Below are 18477 nucleotides of genomic sequence, written 5' to 3'. Positions count from 1 at the left end.
AGCCGGCCGGTACCCCGCCCTCCCGCGGCGCGGGCCCCGGCACCGGCCCCGGCACCGCTGTGCACAGGGACGGCGGGAAGACCGGTGAGCTGGTCGACCGCATCGAGGGGAAGGTCCGTACCGTCCTGGCCGACGCCGGGGGAGAGGTGGCCGAGGCGGTCGAGCGGCTGAAGAAGACCGCGATCCCGGACGTGATGGATCTGCTGGAGCAGAGCCGGGCCGGGGGACGGTACGACTTCCGCAACTACCCGGACCTGCCCGACATCTTCCGCAAGCGAGGCCGCCAGGACGCCGACGACATCTGGGAGGCCCGCCCCCGCTGGACCGCCCCCGCCCAGGTCCTCGACCCGGTCGCCGCGCACGCGGTGACCGTCACGGCGCTGGACGTCAACGGCGCCTATCTCAGCGCCCTGAAGGCCCATCTGCCGATCGGCCAGCTCGAACACCACCTCGGCCCCGACAACGGCGGCCCGCCGCACGACGCCAAGCGCTCCGGTGTCCATCTGGTCACCCCGCCGGCGTGGGAGCACCCCGGGCTGCCGAACCCGATCGGCGACCGGGAGGAGCCCGGCCCGATCTGGATCACCGAGTCCACCCTGCGTCTCCTGCTGCGCCTCTCGGGCCCGAAGGCGGGGCTGTGCGAGCGGCCGCTGATCCACGAGTCGTGGACGTCCGGCTCCAGCGAACAACTCCTGGAGACCCTGCGCCGGGCCCTGGTCCAGGTCCGCACCCGCGCCCTGGCCGCCGGCTCGGCCGAGGGCGAGGCGGCCTACGAGTACGTGAAGGCGATGTACTCCAAGCTCGTCTCGACGATGGGGGAGTCGAACTACAACCGGGACCTGTACCGCCAGGACTGGATGCACATCATCCGCTCCCAGGCCTTCGCGAACCTGTGGCGCAAGGCCTGGGCCGCCCACCGGGCCGGGCTGACCGTGGTGCGCATGATGGGCACCGACGAACTCCACCTGGCCGGTGACTGGCGCACCGCGCGGGCGGCGGGGAAGGACACGCCGCTCTTCCCCGAAGGGCGCGAGGTCACCGAGGTCAAGCCCAAGCAGACCTACCGTCTTGAGAAGGTGTCCGAGGGCAGCTACCGCGAGCGGGAAGTGAGCTGAGGTGCCGGACAGGACACTGAACTTCGGCCTCTACGGCGCCGAGGGCGAGAAGAGCGCCTTCCTCGCCGCCGGGGTCCTCGACCGGCTGGCGGCGGAGGGCGGGATCCGCTCCCCGGTCACCACCCGCCGCGGGCTGGACGCGCGGCTGCGGTACCTGACCAACTCGCCCGCCGGGTACCAGGCGATGCGGGACGCGGGCATCACCGTGGCGCGGGGCACGCTGCGCCGGTGGCTGCGGCACAAGCAGACGCCCACCCGGGAGAACCTGGCCCGTATCGACCAGGCGTACCGGGCCTACCGGCGCCGCAACGTCGCCCGGCACCTGCTGCGGCGCCTCAACGCGCGCGGCGGCACCCGGGTGGAGATCCAGCCCCTGGACCAGAGCGCGGTCCCCGACCCCCGCAGGCGGGTCATCGCCACCGACCGGGCCGGGTTCCGGCGTCTGCGGATCCGCAGGTGGGACCGGATCGTGGCGGCCTGGGCCGCCGGGGACGCCGAAGCACTCGCCGACGCGTGGGACGACGAACTGGCCGATCTGGGCTCGCAGTGGGGCCAGTACGAGTACGCGACGTCCGTCGGCTTCTCCGCCTGACGGCCCGGCCGACGCGTGCGCGGGTGGAGGTGGCAGCGGGCATGGCGGGTGGCGAGGCGAGCGGTCCGGTGAGGCTGCGGCTGCGGCAGCGGGAGGCGGTCGACGCGGCGGTCTTCGCGCTGGAGACACCGCCCGGCGGCATCCCCGCCGGGGGCCTGCGCACGCAGGTGGTCGCCGCACCGGGCTCGGGCAAGACCCTGATCGCCCACGAGGTGGCCCGCCGCCTGGAGCCCCGCGGCCGCGTCCTGGTGCTCGTCCCCACCCTGCATCTGCTGACGCAGACGGTGGCCAAGTGGCGCCGGTACGGGATGCGCGGCCCGGCCGTGGCGGTCTGCTCCCTGGACCGCGACCCGCAGACCCGCGCCCATCTCGCCGGGGAACTCGGCGTGCGCTGCACGACGAATCCGCTGCGGCTGGCGCTGTGGGCCGGCACCGGCCCCGTCACCGTCTTCGCCACCTACGCCTCCCTCGTCAAGAACCCCGGCCGGACCGGCGGCGGCCACGACCGGGACGACGAGGGAGACGACGAGGGAGAGGAGGCCGCCGAGGAGCGGGAGGCCGCCGGGGTTCTGGAGCGGGCGCTGGACGGTGCGTTCGGGCAGCGGCTGGAGGGCTTCGGCCTGGCGGTGGTGGACGAGGCGCACCGCACCGCGGGGCTGGTCTCCAAGCCGTGGGCGGTCATCCACGACAACAGCCGCATCCCGGCCGACCGGCGCCTGTACATGACCGCCACCCCGCGCATCCACACGGCGGACGCCGCCGGCGGTGAGACGCTGGTGGCGTCCATGGACGACGAGGCCGTCTTCGGCAAGCCCGCCTTCACCTACCCGCTGGGCCAGGCGATCGAGGAAGGCGTCCTGGCGTCCTTCGAGATCGACGTCCTGGAGATCCGCGACCCGGCGCCGCCCGGGAGCGGTGCGAGCCTGGAGGAGCGGCGCGGGGCGCGGCTGGGCGCCATCAGGGCCGCCGCCCTCGCCCACATGGAGACCGCGGGCGTGGTGAGCCTGCTGTCCTTCCACGCCCGCACCCAGGAGGCGCTCTCCTTCGCCCGCGGCCTGCCCGACGCCGCGGACGAACTGCGGGCGGCGGGAAGGTTCCCCGGCCAGGTGTGGGGCGAGTGGCTGTGCGGCCTGCACCCGTCCTCGCACCAGCGGGCCGTGCTGCGCCAGTTCGCCGACGGGGTGGACGCCGAAGGACGCAAGACGGAGTTCCGCGTCCTGTCCACCTGCCGTCTGCTGGGCGAGGGCACCGACATCACCGGCCGGTGCGGCCTGGACGGCGTCCTGTTCGCCGACGTGCGCAGCAGCCCCGTGGACATCGTCCAGGCCGTCGGCCGCGCCCTGCGGCAAAGGCCCCATGAGGGCAAGGTGGCCCGGCTGGTGGTACCCGTCCTCCTCGGCCCCGGCGACGAGGGCCGGGACATGGCCGCCACCACCGCCTTCGACCCCCTGGTCGACGTCCTGCGGGCGCTGCGCTCCTTCGACCCCCGCGTCGTCGGACACCTGGCGCGCCCGGCCCGCCGCCGCGGCAGGCCCGAGGACGTCGTGGCCACCGACCCCGCCCGGCAGGCCGGCACGCCCGCGCGGCGCGGGGGCCACGGCCGGGAGGCGGCCGGTGGCCGAAAGGCCGAGCCGGCGCTGCTGCGCTTCTCCCGCCGCGGCCGCGACGCGGAAGAGATCGCCCGTCTGGTGCGCACCCGCGTCCTGCGCCCGGAGTCCACCGCGTGGCTGACGGGCCTGGAGGCCGTCCGCGCCTTCGCCGCCGCCCACGGGCACGCGAACGTCCCCTACACCGCCACCGTCCGCCTCGGCGACGACGGCGTGGCCTACCCGGTGGGCCGGTGGGCGGCCGGGCAGCGCCGCGCCTGGCGGGCGGGTGATCTGGCCGGCTGGCGCACCGAACTCCTCGCAGCGGAGGGCTTCGTCTTCGATCCGCGCGACCAGGCGTTCACCGAGTTCCTGGACGTGTGCGCCCGCTACTTCGCCGAGCACCACACCCTCGCCGCCCCACGTGACGCCGTGCTGGCGGGGGTGGCGGTGGGGGAGCGGCTCCACCAGGCCCGCAGACCGGGCGGGCTGGGCACCAGGCCCGAACGTGCGAAGAGCCGCCGTGCGCGGCTGGAGGCCATCGACCCGGACTGGAACCCCGCCTGGCCCGTCTCCTGGCAGCGGCACTGGGCGAAGGCCCGCTGGCTCATCTCCCAGGGCGCCACCCTGGCCGAACTCCAACCCGGCGTCAGCCATGGCGGCGACGACGTCGGCACCTGGCTGGCCGAACAGCCCGCCGCCTGGCACACCTTGGACGAGGAGCGGCAGCGGCGCCTGGCCGAGCTGGGAGTCCGCCCCGCCGCGCCCGCGTCCCCCGCCGCCCCCGCGGTGCCCGCCGGCGCGACCCGGTGGGAGATCAACCTGGCCGCCGCCCGCCAGTACAAGGCCCGCGAGGGCCACCTGCGCGTCCCCCGCGCCCACACCGAGACCGTCACCGACACCGACGGCCACCAGCACCGCGTCCGGCTCGGCGTCTTCCGCAGCAACACCCGCGCCCGTCACAGGAAGCAGGACCTCACCCCCGAACAGGCCCGCGAGGCGCAGCAGATCGGGCTGCTGGCCTGATTCCCCCGGGGGGCCGGAGCGCCAAGGGGTGCCCGGAGAGGCGGGATGGCGGGGGAGGCGCCGGGGAACCGGGGAGGGGAGCGGCGTTCGGAAGGGGCCGCGTCGGGCGAGCGGGCGCGGGCGTGAGCGGGGCCGGTGCCCGCGGGGCCGGCCGCCACCGGCCCCGCTCCGGGCGTCGGCGCCGCCGCCCGGAGCGGTCTGGCCCGAGCAGGCCAGAGCCGCGGTGAGAGACTGTGCCGGTGGCGACACAGGGGCACGGCAGGACGAAGCACGTGGTCGCGGTGCCGAAGGCCCAGCGGGTACTGGTGGCTGTCGTCCTTGTCGGTGCCGTGCTCATCGCGGCCATCGGATTCGCGGGCTCCTACGCCGCCGTCCGCGACCTGGCCGAGCGCAAGGGCTTCGGAGCGTTCGCCCCGTTCTTCCCGATCGGCGTGGACGCCGGCATCGTGGTGCTGCTCGCCCTCGACGTGCTGTTGACCTATCTGCGCATCCCCTTCCCCCTGCTGCGTCATACCGCGTGGCTGCTGACCGCCGCGACCATCGCCTTCAACGCGTCCGCCAGCTACGGGGACTGGCTGGCGATGGCGATGCACGGCACGGTCCCCGCCCTCTTCGTCGTGACGGTGGAGGCCGCCCGGCACGCGATCGGACGGCTCGCGCACCTCAGCGCCGACACCCACATGGACAGCATCCGCCTCGCCCGCTGGGTGCTCGCCTTCCCCAGCACCCTGCTCCTCTTCCGCCAGATGAAGCTGTGGGAGCTGCGCAGCTACGACGAGGCGCTGCGGCTGCGCCGGGACCAGCTCATCTACCGGACCCACCTGCGGGCCCGCTACGGCAGGGGCTGGCGCCGCCGGGCGCCGGTCGCCGCACGGCTGCCACTGAGGCTGGCACGCTACGGCGTCCCGCTCGCGAAGACGGCACCGGAAGGCTTCGCCGCGGCCGGCCTGCCCGCGAAGGCCCTCGGGCCGCTGGGCCTCGCGGCCGGGCCGGATCCGGCCTCGTGGGGCGCCCGGCCGGCGGCCGGTGGCTCTCCTGACCGCGAGCAGGAGAGCCACCTCCGACGCGCTGCCACCGGCCCGCTCCGGGAAGAGGCCGGGCAAGGGACGGCCGGGCAAGGGACGGCCGGGCAAGGGACGGCCGGGCAAGGGACGGCCGGGCAAGGGGAAGCTGGAGAAGGGACGGCCGTACAAGGGGCAGCCGCCGCCCGGAACGAGCCCCGCTCCCGCCCCGCACCCGGCGACGGCCGCACCACCCCGCCACCGCTCACCGCGAGTCCGAAGGAGCGGCCGGGCCTGGAAGGACCCGAGGAACCCGAGGAACCCGAAGCCCTCGAGGCCACCGGCACGCACGAGCCGGGCCCGGAAGGCGGCGCGGAGAACGACGCCGGGCACCTCCCGGAGGAGGACGGCGCCCCCGGCGAGCACACCGTCCCCCAGCCCGCGCCGCAGGGCGAACCCGCCCCGGCCCCGCCCGCCGCCGCGCCCGAGGAGGGGACCGCACTCCTCCACCAGCCGCACCAGCCGCACCGGGGTGCCGGCGAGGTGCCTGCTGTGCCCGCCCTGCCCCCCGCGGCGGCGGGCGAGCTGACGATCGCGGACCGCTACTACCAGGGCTGGATCGAACTCACCGAGCGGCTGGGGGAGGAGCCCAGCCTCCAGGACCTGTCCGACCACCTGTGGGTGCGGGGGGTGACGGGGCGCGGGCAGCTCCCCATCAGTCCCAGCACGCTGCGCAGGTACCGGCTGGGGTGGCGCATATACCGGGTCTGGGCGCAGCACCTGGAGACGCGGGGGGCCGAGCCGAGCCTGCCGGAACTGGAAGAGCTGTGCGCCGAGCACGGCATCAAGGCCAAGGGGGACCGCGGGGGCCCGCTGACGCAGGGCGATCTGGCCGGCTACCTGGAGGACTTCCGCCGGCGGCACGCCCTCCTGGCGGGGCGGCTCGTCCACCGGGGCTGAGGCCGGTCCCGCACCGCCCGCGGGCCCGTCCGGCGCACGGAACGCGCGCGTGCGGGCGCTACCGGTCCTCGCCCCCGTACACGCCCGGCAGGAAGCTGACGCTGGCGACGGCCGGCCGGGTCCTCCCGTCGGCGGGACGGGAGGCCAGGGTCATGACCCGGGGGCCGACGCGGTAGAAGGTGACCCGGCCCATCCGGTAGGAGACCTCCAGCCAGCCGTCCTCGACCAGCCGGCGGACGCTCCTTCCCGTGTTGGGCGGGCTGAGCCGCAGCGCCTGGGAGATCTCCTTGGCCGTCTTGCGCACCGTCTCGCCCAGCGGCACCACCGTGGCGTAGTAGCTCAGCACCCGGAAGTCGGCGCCGGGGGCGTCGGCCGTGCCCAGCAGCAGCTCGTGCATCAGCTCCTGCGAGAAGGACTGCTCGGACGGTCGCGTTGCGGGAAATGTCATGAAGCCTCTTTCTTCCTGGGTGTCGGCGGGGTCCTCGGTGCCGGGACCACGGGGAAGCGGGCGTCCTGGACGGCCCGCAGCTGCTCGGATGCCGAGCCGTCGAAGGCGGCCCGCGGGTTGATGCGGTAGAACCTCATCCGCCCCACCTTCTCCGCCTCCAGCAGCAGCCCGCCGGCATGGAGTCTGCCCACCGACCGCGCCACCGTATCGGGCCGTATGCCCAGGGTCTGGGCGATCTCCTTGAAGGTCATGCGCAGGGGCTCGGTGCGCTCGGGGGAGTGCGCCACGAAGAACCCGAAGATGTCACGGTCGTTCTGGCGGTACCCGCTGTCCTTGTGCCAGACCTTCCTCATCAGGGCCTTGGCGACGTTCACATGGCGGCCAGGGTGGGGCTGCCAGTCGTACCTGGCTCCTGGCAGTACCGGATTCCTCTCGCCGCCCTCCTGCTGGAACGTCTCTCTGCCCAGCAGTTCGAGCTGAACGATCTCCCCTGTGCCGCGGTTGACCGCGGGTATCCGCCGGGTCGTGCCTTTTTGCCCCATACCCCTCCTCTCACCTGCGGTTTTGCCCATAGGCAATACGAATACGGGGACACTACACAGGAGTTGCCCAGGGGCATATCACCGCTGTGTCACAACTCCTCACCAGCCGAACGTGATTCGAACTGAAGTTGCTCATAGGCAACTGCAACTTCCGAAAACGTCATTGGAAACACGGATAGGAGCTATTGGGAAACGCTCTGACCTGCGAAAACGCAAACCGCCTCTCAATACGTAGACGACGGCCGCAGGCGACGTGCGGGAGCCACCCCCTGACGGTCACGGGCGAAGTGCGGCTCGACCCCCATGCGGGCGGCAGGCGGCTTCGCCGCGACTCCTGGGCGGGGCATCGTGCGCAGCCCTGCCGGTCCGTGCGGCCCGAGCGCGATGGCGGCTTCGCCGCGACAAGAAAAGCCCCCTCCACCCCCGGTACCGTCGTATGTCCCACCGAGCCCGCAACCGGCGGCACCCAGCGGACACCAAGGAGCCCCGAGGGCACGCCGCCGACTGCCACACCCGGACGCGGCTGCGAAACGGGCCACCGGGGCCGGCCTTCGGTTCCTCCCTCTACGCCTCAGGCACCTGCGGACCCCAGGCGACCGCGCGGCAACGCACGCACAGCCCCTCGCTCCCCACCGCCCAACGCCCTTCCGGGCAGCCCGTACCGTCCGTGCCCGGGCACACATCAGGCCACCCCGGTGCCGAGGCGGGCCGCGCGGGTGCGCCCCGGTGGCCCCGGCGATCGGAGCCTGCAGGCAGACCGACGTGAGTCCCGGCGCCGTTCCTCCGCCGTCCGGTCCGGGCGCGCCGCGCCTCCTCGAGTGCGGCCAGCCGCGCCGCCAGCGCCTGTCCGGCGGGGGCGGCCCCGCTTTCGGCGGCGTCCGCACGCGCCCGTGCCACCGCCAGCTCCACCGCCGTGCGCGCCCGCGCCCTCGAGGTGCCCGGCACCGCCGCCCACTCCTCGACGGCCGCGTCGATGAGCCCGGCGATCTCCTGCTCGGCGGCCTTCGCCCTCCGTGCGCACTCCGGGCACGACCCCCCGGCCTCCCCGGCCTCCCCGGCACCCGCGCCGCCCGCCCCGGCTCGGTCCGTCCTGTTCCCGCAGAACGGACACGAGGGCGGCCCGTCCGCCCGAGACGAATCCGCGCGCCAGTGCCGCCCCCGCTCCCGCTCCTGGCAGGCCCGGCAGGCCACGCTTTCCCCGTCTCCGTCTCTGTCTCCGTCCCCTCCCCCGACGAGCCGGCCGTCCTCGCAGCGGGGATCCGGGCACGGCCCCGCCTGGACCATGGCCACCGCCGCCCCCACCGGCCTTCTCAAGCGCCCCTGTTCCAGCAGCAGCGCGTACCCGTGCGTGACCCACCGCCGCCGCACCCGGGCGGCGAGCCGCTCCGGGCCCACAGCAGACAACTCCTTCTCGACGGCGGAAACCAGGGCCCGGGGACGGTCCGTGCGCGCCGCAACCCGCAGCATCTCCCGGAAGCCGCCGGGGAAGGCCAGGAGCACCTCCTGCACCTGGCGGCTGACCGCGTACGGCGTGCCACCCCCCGCCGACCCGTCCGGCGGCGCGCCGTCACCCGCCGCAGCGGCGGACCGGCTCGTACGCCCCGGCCTCCCACCGCCCACAGCCACCCCAACCGTCCCGGCACCTCCGCGCCCTGACGGCCCGTTCGCGGCCCGCGGCCGCCCCGCACCCCCGGGCTCGTCCCCGCGGTGCCCTTCCACCGCCGCCCCCGCCGATACCCGTCCCCCGGCGTCCCCCGACGACGCACCACCCGCCCCTCCCGCGACGGTGTAGACGGCCCGGCCCGGCGAGCTGCCCGCCCGGCTGCCGGGCGCGCGCACCAGATGACCGGCCTCCTCCAGCTCTCGCAGGGCGGCCGCGACCGAGCCCACCTCGTCGGTGGAGTGCCGCGCGACCATCTCCGCCGTGACGCCGGCGCCGCTCCAGTGCGTGCACACAAGCCCGAAGAGCCCCTTCGCCCGCAAGCTCAACCGCCGGTCACCGAAGACGGTGCGGTACAGCGGCGCGAGGGCGGCGGCCCGAGCCGCGCCGCCGCCACCGGGCGCCCCCTCGCCACCGTCCGCCGCACGGGCGGAGCGGGGGCTTGGGTGTGAGGCGGGCGAGCCGGTCATGGCGTTCTCTCCTCTGCACTGACCGCAGACACGAAGGGCCGGGCCCTGCCACCGGAGGGCAGCGGCACGACGACTCTCACACGGCCCAGCCGCGCCGCACCGCCCGGGTCGGCACCAACCGGGGAGCCGAGTCCCCCGGCATGCAGGGGGACTCGGCCCCGGTCCGGCCGCACACCGGGCACGGGCACCCCGACCAGGCACCTCACCCCCGTGAACAACTCCCGGCGAGAGCATTACGGTTGGTGCCGCAGCACGCTCGTGGTGCTGCCGTGAGTGACACGAGGGGGCACAGCATGGTGCGGGGGACACCGGGCAGCAAGCGCACGCACTGCGTGAGCGTGCGGCTGAACGCCGAGGAACTGGCGCGCTGGCAGCGCGCCCGCCAGGGCACCGAACGCAAGGAGCTGGGAGCCTGGGTACGCGCGGTCGTCGAGGAAGCCCTCAACAAGCATCCCGGGGTCCCCGGCGACATCCCCCGCGTCCCGGAGATCAACGAGAGCGCCTACGCGCGGCTCCTGCAAGCGGCGGACGACCTGCGCGACCTGCTGCGCCTCGCCCAGGAACACGGCACCCTGCCCGCGGGCGCCGACGCCACCCTCGCCCAACTGGGCAACGCCGCGCTCCACGTACGAGGCCTGCCCGCGGCACCCGAACCGACCACCGAACCGATCAGCGGGCCGACCACCGGGCAGCCACAGTGATCGCGAAGATCACGAAGGGCCGCCGCGCCGACCGCGCCCTCCGCTACGACTTCGGCCCCGGCCGCGACGAGGAACACGTCAACCCCCGCCTGATCACGGGCAACGTCCCCGGCACCGTCGCCCAGCTCGCCCACCTCATCGACGCCCACACCGCCCGCCGCGGTGACGTCGCCCGCCCCATCTGGCGCTGCGCCCTGCGCACCGCCCCCGACGACCCGGTCCTCGCGGACACGACCTGGGCCCGCATCGCCGAGCGCTACGTGACCCGCATGGGATACGGCAACTGCCCCTGGGTCGCCGTACGGCACGGCGAGGACCACATCCACCTCACCATCAGCCGCGTCGACTGGACCGGCTGGCTGGTGCGCGACGCCTTCGACTACCACCGCTCCTGGCCGGTCGTCCGCGAGATCGAACGCGTCTGGAAGCTCGTCAACGCCGAGGAACGCAGCGACCGCGTGGCCCCCCAGGTCACCCGCCCCGAGCGAGCCGCCAGCGAGAAGAGAGGGGCGCCCCGCCCCGAGCGGCTGGAACTGCGCACCCGCATACGGGCCGCACGCGACGCGGCCCGCGGCCACGGCAGGACCGCCTTCGAGCACGCCCTCACCGCGGCCGGAGTGGACTGGCGCGCCCACCCCTCCGCGTCCGGAGGCATACGCGGCTACTCCTTCAGCCTCCCCACCTGGCGGGACCGCGACGGCGGCCAGATCTGGGTCGCCGCCTCCAAAGTCGCCAAAGACCTGCGCTGGCCCCAGCTCAGCGCCGACCTGCTCCCGGACCCCGCTCCCGCCCCCGGCCGGCCGCCGGGCAGCCACGACTGAACGGGCTCCCCGGCCTGCGGGCTCCCCGGCCTGCTGTCAGTGCCGCGCGAGACACTGGAACGGGCCGGCTCCGCGGCCCGTCACACCGCACCACCAGCGCACCACCCCAGGTCGAGCGGAGGAAGCCCCGTGAGCCAGAACCGTGCCGACTTCGGCCCCGTACAGCTCGCCCGCTGGCTGGGCATCGACGAATCGCAACTGCGCCGCGCTCAGAACCGGGGACTGGTCCCCCCGCCGGACATCGACGACAAGCGCTGGTCCTACGCCCTCGCGAAAACCCTCCCGGACCGCGTCGACGACATCCTCGCCGCCCTCGAACCCGCCCCGGAGCCGGCCGCTCCCCCCACCGCCGCCCCTGGGGCCACCGCCGCCCCTGGGGCCGGGGGCCGTCCGGCCGCTCCCCGGGCGCGCGGAGCCCAGCGGCGCGAGACCCTCGGCCCGGTGCAGCTCAGCCGCTATCTGGGGCTGAAGACCTGGCAGTTGCAGCGGGCCAGGGAGCGCGGCCTGGTCCCGGAGCCCGACACCGAGCAGAAGCGCTGGTCGAAGGAGCTGGCGGAGACCCTTCCCGGCCGCGTCGAGGAGATCCTCGCCGCTGTCGGCGACCACCCCGGCCTCGGTTCGGAGAAGGCCGCGGAGCACGTGGCGCAGCGTACGGGCCTGGAAGTGGAGCGGGCAGACGTCCAACTGCTGGCCGAGCGCGGCCTGCTGCGCCCGGTCGGTGACTTCCGCGGGTGGCCGCTGTACGCCATCGAGGACCTGGACGCGCTCGCTCCGGCGGACGTCACCGACGCCATAGCCGACCGTCACGCCTGGATCGAGGCGAGCCTCAGCAGCGAGGAGGCCGCACAGCTGCTGGGGTGGCCCGTCGGGAAGTTCGAAGTCACCGCGGAACGCGCCGGTCTGAGGCCGGGCCGCTTCGGCCGCTATGCCCGTACGGCGGTGGAGAGCTTGTCCGCGAGGTAGAGCGCCGCACCGGAGCAGGTAAGGGGAGAGGGAAGGCCGGGTGCTTCCCTCTCCCCTTACCTGTTTCCGGCTTTCCTCACCGACTCATGGAGGGGTGCGGCCGTTGCCGACTTCTGGGGCCGGGGCGGGGGTGGTCCGGTCCGGGGGCGGGGACGACGGGTTCGGGTGTTGGGGCTGCGGGTTGGTTGAGGGTTGGAGGGAGGTGGGGGTGGTGGTGTGGTTGGAGGAGTTGGAGGAGTTGGAGGGGAGGGGAGGGGAGGGAGGGGAGCGAGCTATGCAATAGGGCTTCGGTTATCGGTGGTTGGGGGGGCTGAGTGGCTCTTGGTGCTCGGTGGGGTGGCCGATTCGGGGCCTGGGGGAGCGTGGTGGGTGGGCTGGGAGTGCTGGGCGGGTGCGGGGTCTCGACGGGCGGAGCGGGGCGGAAGAGACGGGCCGGGGCGCGGAGCACGGCGGGGCGCTGTGGCAGCTGTTGTCCGGGTGCTCTGGTGCTCTGGTGCTCTTGCGTTCTAGTGCAGGGGCGGGGCGAGCTGTCCGGGTGCCCCGTTGCGCAGGTGGCCTGATGGGTGCGGGTTCCGATGGGCGGGGGCATCTGGGGCCTCGTTCCCCCATCTCTGGCGTCACCCCAACGGTGCTCACGGCGAGGTGAGCAGCGAGCGCTGAGCAGTGGGCGTGGTGAGCAACAGGTGAGGTCTCTTCCGTTGCGAGGGGTTCGCAGTCACAGCGTGGTCTGCCCTGGGAGCCCTCCCAGCCTGAGAGCCTTGCCAGCCCTGCCAGCTTTGCGGGGTTCCTGCTCTGCTGACAGCGGGTTCCAGGGCTGCTCGTCCTGTGTGAGTCCGAGGCGGGTCGGGGAGGCGGTGGTGGCTGAGCCGGGCCAGGAACGGACCGTTGCTCAGCTTGCGATCCGGGCGCGAGCCGTTGCTGTCCCGACGGCTCCGGGGCGGCACCGGTCCGGTGGGCCGGAACGAGGCGGTGGGCCGGTGCCGGCCGCGGCCTCCCGGTGCCAGGGGTGCCCGGGGGCGGCGGTGCCGGGTGTCCCGACGCGGGGCCGGTCCACCGGCGGGCGGGAGAGACCTACGCGTGTGAAGGCGCTCGGGGCAAGAGGTGTCCGGCCGGTCCTTTCCGGCACTTGAGCCTGGCAGATCGGCTGGGGGGCCGCAAGGAAAGCACTTGCGGCCCCCCAACCGATCTGCCTTCCGGCTCGTGCCGGAAAGGACCGGCCGGACACCTCTTCGTGCCCCTCGTGGGGCGCCGCGCTGCGGCGCGTGAGGAGGAGGTGTTCATGGCTGCTCTCTCCCGAGTGGAGGGGGTCGCTCTCCTGTCCCAGAGCGGGGCGGGAGGTTCCAGCGGAAGGAGCACGGCGTGAGTGCACAGGCGCAGGTGAAGAGCCAGGCGGGGCCCGACTCGGGGCTCGTCCTGGCGGTGAACGAGCTGGAGGTCGTCCAGAACCGGTACGACAGCCTCCGGTCCGACAACCAGGGCAGCTCCGGGGACGCCCCGTGGCCGGGCGGTGACGGCAACCTGAGCGACCACTGACGGTCCCGGCAGCGGCGGGGGTCGGCGCGATGCGTCGCGTCGGCCCCCGCCGGCTTTTCCGCACACATCAGCGAACTCACGCAGGAGGAAGTACATGAGGCACGAGTTGGTGAGCGCGATCGAGAAGGCGCTCGGGTGGACCGGTCCCGACGAGATCGGGAAGAGCTTCGCGCGGGGCAACATCGGCGACCTGGAGCTGCTGGAGCGGATCCTGACGCCGGAGCACCTGCTGGACGTCGTGATGCGCAGGAGCCTCAACCGCCCGCAGTTCCGGCTCTTCCAGAACGGCGAGGAGCTGCACCCGGCGAAGTACATCACCGACACGGTGAGTCCCCGGGGGCAGGCCATCCCGATGGTGGACATGAACCGCCTGGGCGGGTTCCTCCGGGAGGGCGCCACGCTGATCCTGGACCAGCTCAACACCTTCGACCCGACGATGGAGGTCGCCTGCCAGGCCTTGCAGTGGTGGGCGCGGGAGCGGGTGCAGGTGAACGTGTACCTGACGACGAACGAGGCGTCGGGCTTCCCGCTGCACTGGGACGACCACGATGTGGTGATCGTGCAGCTCGCGGGGGAGAAGGAGTGGGAGGTGCGCGGCACTTCCCGGCCGGCGCCGATGTACCGGGACGCCGACCCCAACACCGCCCCCAGTGAGGAGGGTGTCTGGTCCGGGGTCATGAAGCCGGGTGATGTCATGCACATCCCGCGGGGCTTCTGGCACCAGGCGACGCGCAACGGCAGCGGTTCCGGCTTCAGCCTGCACGCGACGTTCGGTATCACCAAGCGCACGGGGGCGAGTTATGTCGCGTGGGGAGGGGACTGGGTCCGGACGAAGGAGATCTTCCGGCACGACCTGGACCGGAACCCGGGGGCGGACACGTCCGAGCTCCTGGAGGAGCTCGGGGAGTTCTTCCAGGAGAACCCTCCGGCCAAGTACCTGGCCGCGTACGAGCAGCAGCCGTTCCCGACGCGGAATGTTCCGTTCGTCGACATCTTCGGTCCGCTGAAGGCGGTGGTGTGCAACACCCACTTCCGGCCTCGGATCGAGGTGGAGGGCTCGGTGGTGAGTGTGACGGCCGCGGGCCGCAACCTGCTCTTCGCCGGGCGCGCGCTGCCGGCTGTGCGGCTGCTGCTGGACGGCGGCCCTGTCGGCCTGGACGCGGTGAAGGAGGCGGTGGGCTTCGATGTGACCGAGATCGCCGAGACGCTGGTGAAGGAGGGACTGTGCGCGCCGCTCACCAAGGAGCTGTCCTTGGGCTACACCGGTCTCGTCACGAGCCCGCTGTCCTGAGGGAGGCGCTCGACCTGGGGGTTGGGGCTCTGGATACGAGCTCCAACTACCTGGGGTTCCGTTCGCACGAGACGTTGGCGCGGGTCGCCGGTGACCTGCTGCCGCGGTTCAGGGTGTCGACGAAGGTCGGGTACTTTCCGGTGCCCGGCCGGGCGTCGGAGCACTCCCTGGATCCGGTGCGTCTGCGTGCGGCGGTGGAGCGTGCGGCCCAGGACCTGGGGCGGGAGCCGGATGTGGTCTTCCTCCACAATCCGGAGCACAGCCTGTCCGAGGGTTCTGGGCCGCTGCGCCGCGAGCGGCTGGCGGCTGCCTGCCAGGTGCTGGAGGATGCCGCCTCGAGCGGTGTGTGCGGGTCCTGGGGCGTCTCGTCCTGGGACCCGCGCCCTCTGGGCGCGCTCGTGGCCGGGTTGCCCCGCCCCGATGTGGTGATGGTCCGCTCCGGTCTGCTGGTCAAGGCCGAGGTCCTCGACGCGGCTCAGCTGCTGGTGGAGCGGCTGCGTCCCTCGCGGGTGTGGGGGATGAGTCCCTTCGGTGGTGGCGAGGCCGACTCCATGTGGGGCCGGTTCGACCCCCGGGTGTTCCTGCGGGAGCCGGAGCGGGCCACCACGGCGCAGGCCGCCTTCCGTGCCGCTTTCCACCTCCCCGAGGTGGAGGCGGTGGCGGTCGGTTCGGACAATCCCGCGCACCTTCGGGAGCTGGTCGCCTCGCTGTCCTTCGAGGTGGATCCGGAGGTTGTCAGCGAGTACCGGCGGCTGCTGCGGGAGTCCGCGGGGAAGGCCGGGGCCCGGCACTGAGCCGGGCCTTCGGGCCGGATCGTTCTCGGGCCGGCACGCACCGCGTGCCGGCCCGAGCTTGTTCCCCACCCCCCACCCCCCACCCCCCGCCCCCATCACCCCCGCCCCCGCCGCTGCCTCAGTGCGGCCGACCGGCACGGCGAGCCGCGCCGCACGCAGGCGGCGAGCGAGTCGGTGTCCTCACCCCACGTCCGTGACAGGTCGGCCGCCCACACCGTAGAGAGGTTCAGGCCGGTGCCTGGTGTCCGCTCCATGAGGCCGGTCGCCGCCACCGGCTTCCCCGGCGGGCGGGCTCGGCTCTGCGTACCCCGGGCGGATGGTGGGCCCCGGAGTGTGTTCGCCTCCGCCCGGGCGGGGCCGGGGCATTCCCGGAGAGGGGAGGCACAGGCTGTTGCTCTCGGGCAGGGGGCGACGAGTCGGTGAGGAGAGCGTCTTCGTTTCCGACGTTCCGTTCCTGTTCCTTTTCCGCCGATCTGCGGTGAGGTGCAGGGCCGTTGCGGTGTGGCGCGGTGGTTTGCGACGGCTCCTGCCTCTGTTCTTTCTGTTCTTTCTGTTCGCTCTGCGAGCCCTGTGCACTGCGCTCTGTGCGGTTCTGTCCGTCTCCGGCAGCGACCGTTCCTGGTGGGGTCCCCTGGTGGGGTCCGGGCGGGGAGCCGTGAAGTGTGCCCGGGGTATCCAGGTTCGGTGCTGCTGCGGGTGGGCGAGTGGCTGGGGCCGTGACTCACGCTGGATGCTGGTCGGCGCCCGGCGCCCGGCGCCCGGCGCCCGGCGCCCTGTTCCTTGGGCGCCCCATGCCGGGCCCGGGCGGTCTGCCGTGGTGTCGCTGTGTGCGCTGCACCAGGGTGAGCGGGTGGATGGCACCACAGGCCGGCAAGGCACCGCCCAGTGCGACCAGGATGCGCCAGGCCGGCAGCGTGGTCCGTATGGTGGCCGCGGTCCCCGGTTCCGCCGCGCCGCATGGCTACGGCGGCGAGCGCAACTCCGTTGCTAGCCGGGGGATATGCCCCAGGCGCGAGCCCCGGGCGCCAGGCCCGAGCCACCGGCCGGGCATCCACGCGGGGCGTCCGTGCCGGGAGCGCCGGGAGCGCCGGGAGCGCCGGGGGCACCGGGGGCACCGGGGGCACCGGGCGTCCGGCACCCGGCCCGCGGTCCCGGCCGTCACGTCGTCTCCCGGAGCCAGGTGGTGCGAGGCGGACGGCCGGTGCTCCTTGGTGCTCTTCCCCTGGAGGCCCCGTCCCCGGGACGCACTCTCCAGCGTGGGGGCTCCTCTTGAGCTGCGCGGGCGGTCCGCAGCGGTGGGCACCGGCCAGGTCCTTCCCGGCACTTGAGCCTGGCAGACCCCCTGGGTGGCCGCAAGAAAAGCACTTGCGGCCACCCAGGGGGCCCGCCTTCCGGCTCGTGCCGGGAAGGACCCGGCCGGGCGCCACCGCCGCAGCGCGGGACGCCCACGCGGTTCAAGAGGAGCTGATGAGTCATGTCGAAGAAGTCGCACCCCGGTGACGGCGGCGGCCACGGCCTGGGTTCGAAGGGCTACACCTTCGGCGAGCCGCTCCGCGGCGTCAGGGGCCTGGCGGCCCGGGTGGTCCGCGTGATCGGTCTCTCGATCACCAAGTGATCGACTACCTGCCGCGCTTTCGGGGCGGGGCCGGTGACATCGCGGTGAACCCGCTGATGCTCGCCGGCCCCGTTCCGGGGGTGGATCTGCGTTCGGTGGGGCTGTTGCTGGCCCCGCCCGTGCTGTCGGGTGAGTTCGTGCCCGTCAGCTTCTGGAAGGGCGTCGAGCGCCTGAGCCCGTCTCCCCTCGTTCCTGAGCCGGCTCCGCTGGGGCTGCGTGCGGCGTTCGCCGACGCGGTGCGGGCGGCGATCGGTGATGCGGAGGGCATCGGGGTGATGCTCTCGGGTGGGCTCGATTCGCTGGCCGTGCTGCTGCACGCCTGCGAGGTCGCGGAGGGCAGGCGCGTGACGGCCTTCACCATCGACCTGAGTGACGACAGCGGCGGGGGTTCGGTCGCGGAGGTCCGGCGGCTGCTGGACGCTTTCGGCCTGGACGTCGAGCTGGTCGTTCTCGATCCGGCCCGTGACCGGGTCGAGCCGCTGTGGTCCCCGGTGGGTCCGCGGCTGGACGGGCTGCCCGAGGTGCACGCGGCTGCTTCGGCGTATGCGGAGGACCGGGGAATCGGGGTGATCCTGTCCGGGGACGGGTCGGATGAGCTGCTCGGTACCCCGCGCTTCGCGACGGTGGAGATCGCCAGGCGGCGCGGCCTGCGGGGGGCTCACCGCTATCTGCGGGACATGGCGGGCTCCGGTCCGGGTGTTCCCGGCGAGGTGGCCGCGATCGCGGCGCGGCTGCTGCCGCGCAGGCTGCGGGCCGCCATGTACTGGGCGGAGAACTGGGTCGAGTGGTGTGACCCGGTGGCGCCGGACCTCCTGCAGGAGCCGTACCGGACCTACGCGACCGAGTGGTCGCGCCGGTGGGTGGCCGAGGAGGTGGCCGCGCACGCGCGGGCCGGCCGTACCTGGGCCGAGGCGGACGCGCACGACGCGCTGTTCCCGCACACGGTGCCGCCGCAGGCGGGCCGGGTGCCGGAGCGGTCGCCGTTCCTGGAGCCCTCGTTCGTGGCGGCGGCGCTGGCCGTTCCGCTCGCGGACCGCTGCGGTACCGACCTCCCGTCGAAGTACTGGCGGGGCAAGGCGCTGGTGCTGGAGCTGCTGCCGTCGGGTGCGACGGCGAAGCTGTCGCCGCGCAAGCAGTACTACAGCGGGGCCCTGACGGGCCAGGCCGCGCGGCTCGACACCGGCGGGCGGCTGCTGCTGGTCGAGTCCGGGCTGATCGATCCGCGGAAGCTGGCCGGCGAGCGGGACACGGGGACGCTTCTCTCCCTGGCCGGCATCGAGCGCTGGCTCAGGGGAGCGGAGCGGTACGGCGCCACGATCGGCTGACCGCGGGTCGGTCCGGTCGGTGAGCGGCGGGAGG

Annotated in this window: 13 protein-coding genes and 1 pseudogene; 12 read left to right on the top strand and 2 right to left on the bottom strand. The window is 73.9% G+C overall.

The features are described from left to right. The 4 genes and pseudogenes from FM076_RS32810 to FM076_RS34530 form a co-directional block, all read left to right on the top strand. A pseudogene (locus tag FM076_RS32810) lies at nt 1-1115 on the top strand (transcriptional regulator); the annotation flags it as partial. A 1-nt stretch (nt 1116) separates the two neighbouring features. Then, on the top strand, nt 1117-1707 hold the full coding sequence (locus FM076_RS32805; RefSeq protein ID WP_173875187.1) for a transcriptional regulator: 591 nt from the start codon (nt 1117-1119) through the stop codon (nt 1705-1707). Between the two features lie 41 nt (nt 1708-1748). Then, a complete protein-coding gene (locus FM076_RS32800) occupies nt 1749-4319 on the top strand; it encodes a DEAD/DEAH box helicase (protein WP_173875186.1) in 2571 nt (856 codons plus the stop codon). Between the two features lie 239 nt (nt 4320-4558). Further along, the gene (locus FM076_RS34530; RefSeq protein WP_345945456.1) at nt 4559-6280 is read left to right on the top strand and encodes a DUF2637 domain-containing protein; all 1722 of its coding nucleotides are present in this window, start codon (nt 4559-4561) and stop codon (nt 6278-6280) included. A gap of 58 nt (nt 6281-6338) precedes the next feature. Here the strand turns inward: FM076_RS34530 and FM076_RS32790 are convergent, their stop codons facing one another. Both FM076_RS32790 and FM076_RS32785 read right to left on the bottom strand, forming a co-directional pair. Beyond that, nucleotides 6339-6728 carry a winged helix-turn-helix domain-containing protein gene (locus FM076_RS32790; protein WP_173875185.1) on the bottom strand — a complete coding sequence of 130 codons (390 nt, stop codon included), beginning with the start codon at nt 6726-6728 and terminating at the stop codon, nt 6339-6341. Beyond that, nucleotides 6725-7270: a winged helix-turn-helix domain-containing protein gene (locus FM076_RS32785; RefSeq protein WP_173875184.1), complete on the bottom strand. Its 546-nt coding sequence runs from the start codon at nt 7268-7270 to the stop codon at nt 6725-6727. Before FM076_RS32785 ends, FM076_RS32790 begins: the two co-directional genes overlap by 4 nt. 2399 nt (nt 7271-9669) lie before the next feature. Between FM076_RS32785 and FM076_RS32780 the strand changes: the two genes are divergently transcribed. The 8 genes from FM076_RS32780 (at nt 9670) to FM076_RS32745 (ending at nt 18443) form a co-directional block, all read left to right on the top strand. Then, nucleotides 9670-10101 carry a hypothetical protein gene (locus FM076_RS32780; RefSeq protein ID WP_173875183.1) on the top strand — a complete coding sequence of 144 codons (432 nt, stop codon included), beginning with the start codon at nt 9670-9672 and terminating at the stop codon, nt 10099-10101. Then, entirely contained in the window at nt 10098-10922 is an 825-nt protein-coding gene (locus FM076_RS32775) for a relaxase/mobilization nuclease domain-containing protein (protein ID WP_173875182.1), read from the top strand. The genes FM076_RS32780 and FM076_RS32775 overlap by 4 nt, the downstream gene beginning before the upstream one ends. 129 nt (nt 10923-11051) lie before the next feature. Then, nucleotides 11052-11885: a hypothetical protein gene (locus tag FM076_RS32770; RefSeq protein WP_173875181.1), complete on the top strand. Its 834-nt coding sequence runs from the start codon at nt 11052-11054 to the stop codon at nt 11883-11885. A 1359-nt stretch (nt 11886-13244) separates the two neighbouring features. Next, nucleotides 13245-13418: a hypothetical protein gene (locus FM076_RS32765; RefSeq protein WP_173875160.1), complete on the top strand. Its 174-nt coding sequence runs from the start codon at nt 13245-13247 to the stop codon at nt 13416-13418. 94 nt (nt 13419-13512) lie between these two features. Further along, a complete protein-coding gene (locus FM076_RS32760) occupies nt 13513-14709 on the top strand; it encodes a JmjC domain-containing protein (protein ID WP_173875180.1) in 1197 nt (398 codons plus the stop codon). Continuing rightward, the gene (locus tag FM076_RS32755) at nt 14643-15503 is read left to right on the top strand and encodes an aldo/keto reductase (RefSeq protein ID WP_173875179.1); all 861 of its coding nucleotides are present in this window, start codon (nt 14643-14645) and stop codon (nt 15501-15503) included. The genes FM076_RS32760 and FM076_RS32755 overlap by 67 nt, the downstream gene beginning before the upstream one ends. 1474 nt (nt 15504-16977) lie before the next feature. Continuing rightward, nucleotides 16978-17118 (top strand): hypothetical protein, encoded by a 141-nt coding sequence (locus FM076_RS32750; RefSeq protein WP_173875178.1) that lies wholly within the window; start codon nt 16978-16980, stop codon nt 17116-17118. Further along, complete coding sequence (locus FM076_RS32745; RefSeq protein ID WP_173875177.1) at nt 17115-18443, top strand: asparagine synthase-related protein; 1329 nt, start codon at nt 17115-17117, stop codon at nt 18441-18443. The genes FM076_RS32750 and FM076_RS32745 overlap by 4 nt, the downstream gene beginning before the upstream one ends. Nucleotides 18444-18477: the final 34 nt, after the last annotated feature.

Source organism: Streptomyces albus subsp. chlorinus, assembly GCF_013302895.1.
In the GTDB taxonomy this organism is placed as follows: domain Bacteria; phylum Actinomycetota; class Actinomycetes; order Streptomycetales; family Streptomycetaceae; genus Streptomyces; species Streptomyces chlorinus.
Note: the sequence above shows the minus strand (reverse complement) of the source record. Positions and strands in the feature narration are given on the sequence as shown.

What these genes read in the sequence shown, in the direction of transcription:
- FM076_RS32790 (WP_173875185.1), bottom strand. Translation starts at nt 6,728, where the DNA reads ATGACATTTCCCGCAACGCGACCGTCCGAGCAGTCCTTCTCGCAGGAG.
- FM076_RS32785 (WP_173875184.1), bottom strand. Translation starts at nt 7,270, where the DNA reads ATGGGGCAAAAAGGCACGACCCGGCGGATACCCGCGGTCAACCGCGGC.
- FM076_RS32800 (WP_173875186.1), top strand. Translation starts at nt 1,749, where the DNA reads ATGGCGGGTGGCGAGGCGAGCGGTCCGGTGAGGCTGCGGCTGCGGCAG.
- FM076_RS32750 (WP_173875178.1), top strand. Translation starts at nt 16,978, where the DNA reads ATGTCGAAGAAGTCGCACCCCGGTGACGGCGGCGGCCACGGCCTGGGT.
- FM076_RS32760 (WP_173875180.1), top strand. Translation starts at nt 13,513, where the DNA reads ATGAGGCACGAGTTGGTGAGCGCGATCGAGAAGGCGCTCGGGTGGACC.